This is a genomic window from Faecalicatena sp. Marseille-Q4148, assembly GCA_018228665.1.
In the GTDB taxonomy this organism is placed as follows: Bacteria; Bacillota; Clostridia; order Lachnospirales; family Lachnospiraceae; genus UBA9414.
This window is the reverse complement of record CP073692.1, coordinates 2,029,959-2,041,594: the sequence shown is the minus strand read 5'-3', so window position 1 is coordinate 2,041,594 and position 11,636 is coordinate 2,029,959. Positions and strand designations below refer to the sequence as shown.

At 48.3% G+C, this 11,636-nt stretch carries 14 protein-coding genes; all 14 read right to left on the bottom strand.

The window, feature by feature from the left end:
- Positions 1 to 13 precede the first annotated feature (13 nt).
- Entirely contained in the window at positions 14 to 679 is a 666-nt protein-coding gene (locus tag KFE17_09780; protein ID QUO31168.1) for an ABC transporter ATP-binding protein, read from the bottom strand.
- A 5-nt stretch (positions 680 to 684) separates the two neighbouring features.
- Positions 685 to 945 carry a hypothetical protein gene (locus KFE17_09775; GenBank protein ID QUO31167.1) on the bottom strand — a complete coding sequence of 87 codons (261 nt, stop codon included), beginning with the start codon at positions 943 to 945 and terminating at the stop codon, positions 685 to 687.
- A 172-nt stretch (positions 946 to 1,117) separates the two neighbouring features.
- A complete protein-coding gene (locus KFE17_09770; GenBank protein QUO31166.1) occupies positions 1,118 to 1,885 on the bottom strand; it encodes a hypothetical protein in 768 nt (255 codons plus the stop codon).
- Positions 1,886 to 2,052: 167 nt separating this feature from the next.
- A complete protein-coding gene (locus tag KFE17_09765; protein ID QUO31165.1) occupies positions 2,053 to 3,084 on the bottom strand; it encodes a HAMP domain-containing histidine kinase in 1,032 nt (343 codons plus the stop codon).
- Complete coding sequence (locus KFE17_09760) at positions 3,081 to 3,773, bottom strand: response regulator transcription factor (GenBank protein ID QUO31164.1); 693 nt, start codon at positions 3,771 to 3,773, stop codon at positions 3,081 to 3,083. The genes KFE17_09765 and KFE17_09760 overlap by 4 nt, the downstream gene beginning before the upstream one ends.
- A 363-nt stretch (positions 3,774 to 4,136) precedes the next feature.
- Positions 4,137 to 5,546, bottom strand: coding sequence for a relaxase/mobilization nuclease domain-containing protein (locus KFE17_09755; protein ID QUO33687.1), 1,410 nt, complete (start codon positions 5,544 to 5,546; stop codon positions 4,137 to 4,139).
- Between the two features lie 88 nt (positions 5,547 to 5,634).
- Positions 5,635 to 5,925, bottom strand: a complete 291-nt coding sequence (locus tag KFE17_09750) for a hypothetical protein (protein ID QUO31163.1) — start codon at positions 5,923 to 5,925, stop codon at positions 5,635 to 5,637.
- A gap of 85 nt (positions 5,926 to 6,010) precedes the next feature.
- Positions 6,011 to 6,355, bottom strand: coding sequence for a plasmid mobilization relaxosome protein MobC (gene mobC, locus KFE17_09745; GenBank protein ID QUO31162.1), 345 nt, complete (start codon positions 6,353 to 6,355; stop codon positions 6,011 to 6,013).
- Positions 6,352 to 7,050: a hypothetical protein gene (locus KFE17_09740; protein QUO31161.1), complete on the bottom strand. Its 699-nt coding sequence runs from the start codon at positions 7,048 to 7,050 to the stop codon at positions 6,352 to 6,354. The genes mobC and KFE17_09740 overlap by 4 nt, the downstream gene beginning before the upstream one ends.
- Complete coding sequence (locus KFE17_09735; GenBank protein QUO31160.1) at positions 7,050 to 7,970, bottom strand: DUF4316 domain-containing protein; 921 nt, start codon at positions 7,968 to 7,970, stop codon at positions 7,050 to 7,052. Before KFE17_09735 ends, KFE17_09740 begins: the two co-directional genes overlap by 1 nt.
- 13 nt (positions 7,971 to 7,983) lie before the next feature.
- Positions 7,984 to 8,616 (bottom strand): hypothetical protein, encoded by a 633-nt coding sequence (locus KFE17_09730; GenBank protein ID QUO31159.1) that lies wholly within the window; start codon positions 8,614 to 8,616, stop codon positions 7,984 to 7,986.
- A 153-nt stretch (positions 8,617 to 8,769) separates the two neighbouring features.
- Positions 8,770 to 9,138 (bottom strand): cysteine-rich VLP domain-containing protein, encoded by a 369-nt coding sequence (locus tag KFE17_09725; protein QUO31158.1) that lies wholly within the window; start codon positions 9,136 to 9,138, stop codon positions 8,770 to 8,772.
- Positions 9,139 to 9,143: 5 nt separating this feature from the next.
- Entirely contained in the window at positions 9,144 to 9,527 is a 384-nt protein-coding gene (locus tag KFE17_09720; protein QUO31157.1) for a hypothetical protein, read from the bottom strand.
- Positions 9,524 to 11,632, bottom strand: coding sequence for a DNA topoisomerase 3 (locus KFE17_09715; protein QUO31156.1), 2,109 nt, complete (start codon positions 11,630 to 11,632; stop codon positions 9,524 to 9,526). Before KFE17_09715 ends, KFE17_09720 begins: the two co-directional genes overlap by 4 nt.
- Positions 11,633 to 11,636 lie beyond the last annotated feature (4 nt).

The following is an 11,636-nucleotide window of genomic DNA, read 5'->3' as shown; positions in this document are numbered from 1 at the left end:
GCCTGCCACCTCCTTACTCTACAATCTTTCCGTCCTCAATGCGGACAATCCGATCTGCAAGACGGGCTATGTCGTCATTGTGGGTAATCATCACAACAGTTTGCCGGAACTCTGCGCTGGTGCGCTTGATAAGACCCAGCACCTCGGCACTGGTCTTGCTGTCAAGATTGCCGGTCGGCTCGTCGGCCAGCACAATAGCCGGTTTGGTAATCAGGGCGCGGGCGATAGCCACACGCTGCTGCTGTCCGCCGGAAAGATTGTTCGGCATATTTTTCAGTTTATCTTCCAGCCCCAGCAGGTGAACGATCTCGTCCAAAAACTTCTGATCCACCGTGTCCCCGTCCAGCTCCACCGGCAGGACAATGTTCTCATACACATTCAAGATGGGAACAAGGTTATAGTTCTGGAAGATAAAGCCGATGTTGCGGCGGCGGAAGATGGTGAGCTGTTCGTCGTTCATTTTCGACAGCTCTTTGTCCCGGACAATGACATTGCCAGAAGTAGGGGTGTCCAGCCCGCCCATCATGTGAAGCAGGGTGGACTTGCCGCTGCCGGAGGTTCCCACAACGGCCACAAATTCACCGTCATTTACGGAGAAGTTCACACCGTCAAGGGCGCGGGTGATATTCGGCTCTGTGCCGTAATACTTTTTCAGGTCGATAGTCTGCAAAATGCTCATAAAATTCAATCCTTTCTTTGTTTGTTGTAAATGCGGAACGCTGCTGTGCCGGTGGCCGCCAACTGTACCAGAATCAGCACAGCGAACAGTCCGAAGCTCTCATAGTAAAACAGTTCATCCCAAAATAGGAGAACATCACAGAGGGCAGTCAAGGCAACCGTCCAGCGGATGTGCCGGGCCAGCCATTGCCGGAACACCAGCACAAGGGCAACGGGCGGGACGATCAGCAGCGCCAGATTCAAAATCAAGGTCGGGGTCAGTTCCATTGTGTCGCCTCCTCACTTTTGTTGATAAGGTCATTGTAAACCCCAAATGTCCGCGAAATGTTACAGCGGCCAAAAAATTTCATTGAAAATCAGGGTGAAATGTTACAATGCTCGGACATTTCAATTCTTTAGAAAATAGGGGAATGCTCACCCATACATCCCCCATAAAAAATTATCCTCGTGAATCTACAATGTCATATCCAACGGCTTTCCAAACTTCAAAGTCACCGATATGATCGTCGAGGACGGGATCATTCTCCCAAAGTTCTCCGGTATATACTTGGTATCTTGGATATGCAGTGATTTTTACCCGATATGCGTAGGTCTGTTCCCATGCTATCGTGCGTTCTATTGTACCTTCTACTTCAAACCCCAGTTGTCCTGTTAGAACTTGTGCATCCACTCCTGCGTTTGCTTCGACTTTGGAGCGTAGTGTGGTACTTTCAGAAATCATAACTTTTCCAGCAGGAAAGATGTTCTGATAAATTATATCTCCATAATCAGTTTTCGGAGACTTGTTCAACCCTTTTACAAAGTATTCATTTTTTCCAACTTCGTAAGGGGAAACCTCTTGTGTTGCTTCCTCGTCAAGAAAAGTGATCTGATGAATAGCGGTAATATTCTCATTATATTCTTGCCCCTGACTTTCCAGATAGGCTTTGATTTCTGCCGGATTTGTGATGTCGTTTACAGTGTAATCGGTAAATGTAACCTGATGAACAGCCATAATATCGGCAGTGTATTCACCGCCTTGCTGTTCAATGTAGCTTTGAACTTCAACGGGGTCGGTAATATCTGTAATGGTATATCCTCCGTTAATAGCGTTCTCCTTGTTTTCTTGTGTCAGTACTTCATTGTGGTTCTCTGCTGCTTGACAAGCCGTACATGGTATCAATAGCGTCACAGCAGCCATAAATAAAATTGCCATCGTTTTTTTCATGGTCTTTGCCTCCTGTTTTGGGTGATAGCATAATGGTAAACCATAAATGTCCGCGAAATGTTACAGCGGCCAAAAAATTTCATTGAAAATCGGGGTGAAATGTTACAACGCTCGGACATTTCAAAAAAATTTACGGCGGGCAGCCGGAAATGGCCGTCCGCCGCGTTTTATTTTGTAGGCAGCATAATAGAAAATTTCGAACCCTTGCCCGGCTCCGAAACCACTTTGATATAGCCGCCCTGCCGGGTTACGATCTCGCGGGCCAGATACAGGCCAATGCCCACGCCCTGCTGTTCGTGTACTTCTTCCTCACGATAGAAGCGCCGGAAGATGGCAGCCTGATTGCTTTCGGAAATGCCCTTGCCGGTGTCGGTCACTTTGATCTCCACATACATTTCCCACAGCACCACCGACACAGCGATTTTCCCGCCCGCCGAGGTGTACTTCACCGCATTGTCCAGCAGGTTAAAGAGGGCTTCGGATGTCCACTTGCTGTCATGGGAAACGGTCAAATCCTCCGGGCAGTCCACGGACACGGCAATTTCCTTTTTCTCCGCTGCATACACGATCCCACTCATGGCCTGCGCCACAGTATCAAATAGGCGGCCCAGCTTCTTATCCAACTGGATCACGCCTGTTTCCAGCCGGGAGGTTTTCACAAGGGCCTGAAAGAGAAAGTCCAGCTTATCCGTCTGGCTGCGGATTCCCCGGATAAAGTCGGTGCGCTCCGCCTCGGTCATAGACTTTTCCAGCAGGGTGTCCGTCGCCATTTTCAGATTGCTTACCGGCGTTTTCACCTGATGGGAAATATCCGATACAAGGGTCTGTAACTCCTGCCGTTCCTCGTCCACCCGGCGGCGGTTCTCCTGCATGATCTGATAAAGCCTTGCCAGCCGATGTCCAATTCTGGCAAGCTGGGTTTCGCTGTCCTCTGGGCGCTGGGGCGCTTCATTCCCGGCGATCATGTGGTCTAAGGTCTGGCACAGGTCAGCGGTAAACTGCGACAGCCGCTTTCCAAACGCCTGCGTCAGTACAAAAATCCCCACAAGGGCGCACAGCAACAGCGCCCCGCCAGTCAGCAGCACCGCCGTCTGTTTTGTCACAAGAAACAGGGCTATGGTGATCCCGGACATGGAGAGGACAAGCCCTATTGCCACCCGGCCAAACAGCCGCTTTACCGAGAGGTTCTTAACCTTCATTTTGCCTCGCCTCCCGTCCATTGATAGCCCATACCGTAAACGGTCTTGATGTAGGGCGCGCCGCCATCAGATTCGATCTTGCTGCGAATCCGGCTGATGGAGGTTGTCAGGGTGTGTTCGTCCACAAACCTCTCGTCTATATCCCACAGCTTTTCCAAAAGCTGCCCACGGGTCAGCACTTGCCGGGGATTTTTGCGGAACAGGTTCAGCATTTTATACTCCATCGGGGATAGGGTCAGTGGCTTGCCGTTTAAGGAGGCCGTCTGCTCCGAGAAGTCCAGAAACAGCCGCCCGTCGTCGTAAATGTCCTTGGCCGGTTTGTGGTGTTCCAGCATGGCGAACATGGCTTTGATTTTTCGCTGCAAGGCCCCGATCACAAAGGGCTTTGTGATGTAATCCACCGCCCCCACCTCATAGCCCCGTATCTGGTCGCTCTCCTGATTGTTGGCGGTCAGGAAAATTACAATAGTGTCCGGGTGCTGGGGCTTTATCCGCTTGCACAGCTCAAAACCGTTGCCGTCTGGCAGGTTGATGTCCAGCAGCACTAAATCAAATTCCCGCTGGCGGATGGCGTCGGCTGCGGTTCTGGCATTTAGGGCAGAAGTCACGCCGTAGCCGTCTGCGGTCAGGTTATAGTCTAACATCTTATTCAAAAAACTGTCGTCCTCGACAATTAAAATCTGCTTCATATCCTCACTTCCTTTGCTTTTTGCAGATAGTATAACAGGCAAATGTCCGCGAAATGTTACAGCGGACAAAAAATTTTATTTTTTTGCATTTCTCTGTTATAGCAGTTCAAAATAATAACTCTATTATAGGCAGTTATCAAAGGTTTATCAATGCGGCAACTGTAAACAGATCCTCTGCCAAAGACTCTTAAAACTACTGGCAAGCAATGCAATCTTACGTAAGATTGCGTATTTAGCAGAAATCCCGTTCCGGAATTCCTGCTAAATGCTTGTTGGTGACATATCCCCAAACCCCTGAGATCATTGCCGGTGGCAATGGCTGCGCGTTCCGTTGGAACGCTGAAAACGAAAAGCAGACAAACCTTATTGACGGGATTTTTCTGTGCTGCGCTGCGGTTGTGGCGGGGAAGAAATCTCCAATAGATATTCCACATTAGCCCGAACATTATGAAGTTCTTTCATATCATTTTTGGCCTGCTTATAGGCAGAATAGGCTTTCCGTTTTTGTTCCAGAAGATTGGTGTATTCCTCCCGGAGAGATTTGACAGAGGGGAGCTTTTTGATTCCCAACTCGTCAAAATGATTCTTTGCCGCCTGGTGCAGCAGAATTTCAGACTCATGTGCTGTTCGGTATTTTTTGCTGTACCCGGCTTTGCGATATTCTACATAGACAGCCCGCGTTTTTGCATAGTTTACGATCTGCTTTTGCAGCTCAGCATTGGCGTTCATTCTTGACTCTAAATCTTTAATTTGAACGGATAAGGTATTGAAATTAGTGGTAGCGGCGTTGGCTTTTTCCAGAAGATCCTCATAACCCATATCGCCATGTTCTTTTAAGTAGAGCACTGCCTGAGAAAGCTGTTTTAAGTTGAACACTTTTGCCCAACGCTCATAACCGGGACCTTTGCCGGAACGGATCGCAGCTTCAATATCAACCAGCAATCCAACTTTGGAAACCGGTTTTTTTGAAGAAGCATGGCGGGATTTTACTGCCCGTGTACCGGCAATCCGTTCTTTGATGGCCTGTTCTGTATAATCGCCTTTGAGCGTATCGCATCGGGTATAATTTTCCTGTCCCGGAACTCGGAACCGAAGATGTTTTCTTTCACGGTTAACTTCAATCCCGGCAGCCTCCAGCTTCTTTAGAAGTTCCTCAAAATCTTTTGGCTTTTCCTCTAATGCAGCATCAATAGCAATGCGTATCTGCTCCTGAAAGGAAGGCTGCTTTTTATTTCCCAGCCATGTGCCATAATGCTCCCGGCTGGGTTTTGGATTTTCAACAATCGAAAGTCCATGCTCCAAACACAGCTTGTCATTCATTCGCCGGATTGCCCAGGTAGAGCCCCAGAAGTTGCGAAATTTTTTCTGACAGTCCAGTGTAGTAGAGTTGATAATGATGTGATTATGGACATGGTGCTTATCTACATGGGTACAGACGACAAAGGCATGGTTTCCTTTTGTGAGTTTTAGCGCCAGCTCCCTGCCGATCTGATTGGCTTCTTCCGGCGTAACTTCGCCGGGCTTAAATGCCTGACGGAGATGGTAGGCGATCACATCATCCGCACCCTGATTTCTGCCGGTTAGATTTGCATACTGTCGTTTGGACAGAAGGAACTCTGCATCAGCAAGCCGGGTATCACACTCATAGCCATAAATGAATTTTCCAAAATCGGTTTTCTGCGGATTTTCTACATAATCAATAATATCTGCAATCGCAGTAGAGATGTCCCGACCTTTTCCTACATGCAGAGGCATCAGTCTTGTGGTCGCTATTTTCGTCACCCCCTTAACTTAATTTCAATCAGAGAAGTTATAATTGCAGAAAAAGAGCGGGGCTTCCTATGCGCCCCGCCAAATCTACTTAATCAAATATAAAATCCTTTAAGGCACTGTTTGCCCCGCCAATGATCCCTACCAGCCATGCAGCCGCCAGAGGCAGACCGTATGGACTGATAAGAAAGGCGATCATAAGCCATGCAAGACCCGGCAAAAATCCTGCGGCAAAGAACAGCACCAATGCTGCCAGAAAGATGATTCCGGAAAGAATCCCAAGTACCGCACCGGAAAGGACCACCAAAAATTTACATACCAGATAAAGAATCCCCGTAACCAGCATAAAGGGAAGTGCCAGTAATTTACCTATCAAACGCATACGCTTTGCCTCCTTTCAGAAGGGCATCTGCCCTTATAAAAATTTTACCGTGACGGAAAATAGAAAGCAACGGCTTTCCGGCTGTTTATGAAATGTTTGCAAATCCCCGGATCAGTTTGTCCATGCCATCCCAAAGGCTGTCCAGACGGGTGCGGATGTCCTCTATATCTGCGGCATAAATACTGCCGGTCTCATTGGCCCGTCTGGTATATTGGTTTAAGTTATTGGAACAAATGCGGAGAAGTCGGATCATTTCCTGAATGTCTCCCATATCAAGGTGAATGATGTAACCGTCTACGGCCATCTTTCGCAGATATGCCGACAGGTTGGTAATGCCAAGTTCCGCCATGCGTTCTTTTACCAGTTCGGCCTCCGCTTCGGACATGACAAATTCGACGCGAACAGATTTTTTGTTATGCCCGCCCTTCATCGTTCTAACCCTCTTTTATAAGATGAGACCTCCTGCGTCGAAACCGCCGTCTTTGCTTTTTTGAGTTTTTCCCGCAGGGTGGTCTTTTCCAGCTTATCAAGATATTCCTCCAGATTTCCGGCTGTCGCATGATAGCTGCGTTTGAGGCGTTCCCGTTTTAGGATCATCATCAGCTCCGGCTCATTTTCCGGCAGATAAGTCATTGTTTTAGGGACTCCATGCTCTGGCATAAGCCGGTTCATAAGCTGTCTCCGTTCCTGATAGGGAATCGTGATAACATTTCCATCCTCAAATGCAACGGCTACATTTCCGATTGGACAGGTCAGCTTTTTCATCCGTTCCACATGTTCTCTATAATTTAGCGGATAGAGATCGCCAAATATTTTTCCGTCCCTGACTTCTTTCAAAGAGATGGCATAAGCCAAAACGGGATCATTTGTCTGTTCCTGGTAAAACCGCCACACTTTATTTTCATGGCTTCCATCCAGATAAACTTCCCGTTCGCGCAGGGTATAGGTTCCGCAGGGGCGTGACATCCAAAGAAGCTGTTTATCCTCTGAACGGTCTGACACAGCCAGTTTTGAGATCAGTTCTTTATCCAGGTCAAAGTCATCTTTATAATGTTGGGTATGAAGATCTACGATACGGGAAAGAGCACCCAGAAGATCTACATCCTCAAATCTTACCCCGGCCATCAGAGTTCCCTTTCCGGCACAGGAGGGATCATCTGCCTTGCTTCATGCTCCGGTTTGTCTGCTTTCAAACGGTCCATCAAAGACGGCTTTGCTTCCGGCACCAACTCCCGGATTTCTTCATCCGTCTGTCCGTCTGTCAGATCCGGGCGCACAGGAGGTTCGTTGTTCAGCCTGCCATCCAGCATATTGTAGTTGCCGGTCTGGCCTTCCTCATAAAGTTCCGCATTGCGAAGATAACTTTCCGGCGCCTGAAACGGCTGTCCGGCAAACAGGATTTCTCTTTGGGTGGTAAACTGTGCAAGGATCCCATTTTGCAGTCTTGCAAATTCTTCATACTGGCGCAGGGTAAGCCCTCGTTCCAGCATTTCCGCCTGGGTATGCGCCCAGCCTTCTCCATAAAGAAAATAATACATGTCGGGTTGATCACAGACAAAGCACAGGGACCCGTCCTGATTGTCATAGTAAGATGGCTGCATATCCTGATAATGGCAGCGTTCCTCACGCCCCAAATATACACGGTTGTCTGCACCCAGCATAGCGACCATGCCTGCGTAATTACTATGAACCGCAGAGCGGATTTCTACCAGCGGATCTGTTTGAGAAGGAATCTGTCTGCCCGGAATCTCATTTTGTTTTTCCGCTGCATCATTTCTTGGTGTCACTTCTTCATGGCTGCGTGCATCCAGCTCCGGTTGAGATGTTCCTTTCCGAACAGCACCGGGTTCCGGTTCTTTTTCTTTCACATAGTATCGGACATTTGCCGTCGTATGCTCGTTGGCTTCCTTTGCATAGTTTTCAGCATCGGCTTTGCTATCAAATTCCAACGGTTTTCCATTTTCCTTGCACCAGCTTTGTGCTGGTCCGAAAATAGAAGTGCTGCTTCGTACCGCCCATACACCATAGGTCAGTTTCTTTTCCATTCCGCATCCCTCCTTATCGTTCCTGCTGTTTGGAAGTTTGTTGCTTTTTTACCGGGTCTACCAGTTTTGTTGCTTTTAGCTGCTGGCGGAGAGAATTCTTATGCTCCGGTTCGGAATCTGTGATGTTGACATATTCGCCAATGATACAGAGCGCTTCTCCATAACTGCCGGAAGCAAATACCCGATCAGACATTTCTTTTGCCTGTTCTTTCAGACCATGCTCCCGCAAAGTACGAGAAGCAATACCCAGCAGATTAAAAATGTTCCCATCTGCTCCGATCAGTGGACAATCCGGTTTATCTGCCAACGCTCCCGGTGTTTCTATAAATCCGCCTAAATAATTCGGCACAAAGTCCGACAGCCATGTGCCACCATAGACTTCATGGGTCTGTAAACGCCACAGGGCAAGTTTTCCTATATCCAGTTTCACATCATCAAACGGGTAAAGCAAACAGGTCAGTTCGCCGTGCTGAAAAGTGGCCACATTCTCAAACTGACTGCCATCTTTCAATATGCCTGCATTTGTCAGCATTTCATTGATCCCATCCACCCATTCTGTCAGATCCCCGCCACAGCCCTGTAAAATCAGTCCTTCCTTATCGGTCATACGACGAAGATCCTCTGCGGTAATCGTGTTGATATTCAAAAAATCGCCTCCTATCGTTTTTGTTAAAATATATGTTTTGTCCGCAACTTAACCTCATTTCAAAGCACCGGAGTATTCTTATATAGCTCCCTTAAAAACAGGTGCAAAAAACCCTTAAAAATCAAGGACTTTTAAGGCTAAATTGCGGACATATCATGGTTGGTTTTGCCGCTTCCTACGTTTGCGTTCCCGCTCGGATTTCCGTCTTGCATAGATCCGGCAGGCATCAGAACAATATGCCTGGCTAGTTGTAGGAAGATACGCCTTTCCACACACAGGGCATATTTTCTGTCTCATGGAGGTGTCCTCGCCGGTAATGGTTGATTCCAGTGCTGCATCCACCGGCAGCACCGCTTTTTCAAAGTACCTGCAATAAGCGCCGGTCCACCATTTATTCAGCATATAGCAAGAGCTGTCCAAAGGAAGGCAGATCTTATCCTGAGAGTCATAGTTGGCGCACAGCTCTGTAACCAGCTTTCGGATCGCAGCCCGTTCCGAGCGGTTCAATTCTCTCTCTGCCATAACGCCTACCTTTCCGGGGCACTGCTTTGCCGGCCACTGGAAATTCCAGTTGTGTCAGTAACATTCCTGGGCTGTGAAAGGGCATCGGCGATAGAGTTCCGCTTTTTCTGTTTCGGTTCATGGTAAATAAAAAGTTCGTTTTTTCCAGGCACATACAATAAGCCATTTTCTTCGCACCGGAAAACATCACATTCTTTGTCGGTTGAGATGGCATAAAACCCCTTGTAGTCATAGGGCACCTTTTGCCGCTCCTGATAGGTACACATCCCTAAGTTGGGGTCACTTGCCAACCGTTTCGATATGGCGAAAAAGTCGCCTTCTTTTTTGTGAAATTTTCGTATGGGCGTGAAGTGATAACCGCCATATTCAAAGGTTTTTCGATCACTCATTTACGCCTGCCTTTCTTTACGGGAAATTCCAACTTGAAATTCACATATTTACCGCCGGTATCATCCAGGATCACTTCCGCATCATAGGTCTTTCCTGTTTTTTCACTGTAAAGCCCGGACATAGAAATACGGCCCTCTTTCAAAAGAGCCGCTGCCACAGACTTTGTGATGGACTTTTTCTTGCTGGAAAAGAAACGGTTATCTTTCCAAAGAGCAAAAGAACATTCCCTGTTGTCGCAGAAAAAACCTTTCTTTCCTTCATATACCGGGGCTCCGCAGCGAGGACATACCCCCACGGCTTCATGTGTAGTTCCTCTGGAAGAAGGGAACAGATCCACAAAACGTTCCTCCGGGGCAGTATGTTCTTTTACCAGCGTCCGGCTCATATCTGCAATCTGATCCATAAAAGACGTTGCCGACAGTTCGCCATGTTCCACTTGTTTCAGCATGGATTCCCATTCTGCAGTTAAAATGGGAGATTTGATATTGTCCGGCAGGACTGCGATCAGGTTCCTTCCTTTTTCCGTCGGAATGAGCTGCTTTTTCTTTCTCTGTACAAATCCGGCGGAAACCAGCTTTTCCAGTGTTGCCGCACGGGTAGCCGGAGTACCCAATCCTTTACGCTCGGCATCTTCCGGCATATCTTCCGCACCGGCGGTCTCCATAGCGGATAGCAGGGTGTCCTCCGTATAGTGTTTCGGCGGTGAAGTTTTCCCTTCACGGAGACTTGCTGATACAGTTTCAAAAGTCTGTCCTTCCTTCAGCACAGGGAGAGCGGCATCTTCATTTTCTCTGTGTTCCGTTTCACTCTGCCTGATACTCATACGGTGAATCCGTTCCACCTCTTTCCAGCCGGACTGTAAGATGGTCTTTCCTTTTGCCGTAAAAGTATATCCCTGGCAGTCCAATATAGCGGTGACCGCTTCAAACCGGTTTGCCTGCGTTGTGGCACAAAGCAGTCTGACGGCAAGCAGGGTAAGCACATCCCGCTCCCCGGAAGGAAGCTCTGACAGGTCTGTCCGTGCAATCTCCACAGTTGGGATGATGGCATGGTGGTCGGTCACTTTGCTGTCGTCTGTTACCCGGTCAATGTCCGGCTCTCCGGCGCAGCCTTTTCCAAAGGGCATATTGTCACGTAGCCATAGGATCAGGGAAGCGGCGGTTGCCTGCATGTCCTTCGTCAAATACTGGCTGTCCGTTCTCGGATAGGTTGCCAGCTTCTTTTCATAGAGAGATTGCACATAATCAAGGGTCTGTTGAGCCGTATAGCCATAAATACGGTTACATTCCCTTTGCAGAGTTGTAAGGTCATAAAGGCGGGGAGGCTGTATGGTTTTTACCTGCTTTTCCACAGAACGCACAAAAGCGGAGTTGTGGTCACAGTCCATACGGATTTTTTCAGCCTCGGATCGTTCCGTCATTTTTTCGCCGGAAGCAGTAAAACCTCCGCAGGTGATTTCCGGCACATAAAAAGGCTTACTGATGAAGGATTCAATATCCGACTCACGCTGTACCAAAAGTGCCAGCGTCGGTGACATAACACGGCCGACATTTAGTGTGACACCATACAGGATAGAAAAAAGCCGGGTGGCATTGATCCCGATCAGCCAGTCGGCTCCTGCCCGGCATACTGCCGCATCATAGAGCTTATCGTAATCACTGCCGGGACGGAGATGGTCAAAACCCTCACGGATTGCCGCATCCTCCATACTGGAAATCCAAAGGCGTTCCATAGGCTTATTGCATCCGGCATATTCATAGACCAGACGGAAGATCAGCTCTCCTTCACGCCCGGCATCCGTAGCGCATACTACGGAATCAACCCGTTTGTCCTTCATCAGCCGGCACAAAAGAGCAAGCTGCGTTTTCTTATCCTTTGGAACTTCATATTTCCAGTTTTCCGGTAGGATCGGAAGGTCCTCATACCGCCATTTGGCATACTGTTCTTTGTAAGCCTCCGGCTGTGCCAGTTCCAAAAGATGTCCCACGCACCAGCTCACCAGATAGCCGGAACCTTCGAGATAACCGTCTTTTCTTTCCGTTGCGCCTAATACTGCTGCCAGTGACATAGCAACAGAGGGCTTTTCTGCAATCACAAGTTTCATATTT

What these genes read in the sequence shown, in the direction of transcription:
- KFE17_09780 (QUO31168.1), bottom strand. Translation starts at nt 679, where the DNA reads ATGAGCATTTTGCAGACTATCGACCTGAAAAAGTATTACGGCACAGAG.
- KFE17_09775 (QUO31167.1), bottom strand. Translation starts at nt 945, where the DNA reads ATGGAACTGACCCCGACCTTGATTTTGAATCTGGCGCTGCTGATCGTC.
- KFE17_09770 (QUO31166.1), bottom strand. Translation starts at nt 1,885, where the DNA reads ATGAAAAAAACGATGGCAATTTTATTTATGGCTGCTGTGACGCTATTG.
- KFE17_09765 (QUO31165.1), bottom strand. Translation starts at nt 3,084, where the DNA reads ATGAAGGTTAAGAACCTCTCGGTAAAGCGGCTGTTTGGCCGGGTGGCA.
- KFE17_09760 (QUO31164.1), bottom strand. Translation starts at nt 3,773, where the DNA reads ATGAAGCAGATTTTAATTGTCGAGGACGACAGTTTTTTGAATAAGATG.
- KFE17_09750 (QUO31163.1), bottom strand. Translation starts at nt 5,925, where the DNA reads ATGCGTTTGATAGGTAAATTACTGGCACTTCCCTTTATGCTGGTTACG.
- mobC (QUO31162.1), bottom strand. Translation starts at nt 6,355, where the DNA reads ATGAAGGGCGGGCATAACAAAAAATCTGTTCGCGTCGAATTTGTCATG.
- KFE17_09740 (QUO31161.1), bottom strand. Translation starts at nt 7,050, where the DNA reads ATGGCCGGGGTAAGATTTGAGGATGTAGATCTTCTGGGTGCTCTTTCC.
- KFE17_09735 (QUO31160.1), bottom strand. Translation starts at nt 7,970, where the DNA reads ATGGAAAAGAAACTGACCTATGGTGTATGGGCGGTACGAAGCAGCACT.
- KFE17_09725 (QUO31158.1), bottom strand. Translation starts at nt 9,138, where the DNA reads ATGGCAGAGAGAGAATTGAACCGCTCGGAACGGGCTGCGATCCGAAAG.
- KFE17_09720 (QUO31157.1), bottom strand. Translation starts at nt 9,527, where the DNA reads ATGAGTGATCGAAAAACCTTTGAATATGGCGGTTATCACTTCACGCCC.
- KFE17_09715 (QUO31156.1), bottom strand. Translation starts at nt 11,632, where the DNA reads ATGAAACTTGTGATTGCAGAAAAGCCCTCTGTTGCTATGTCACTGGCA.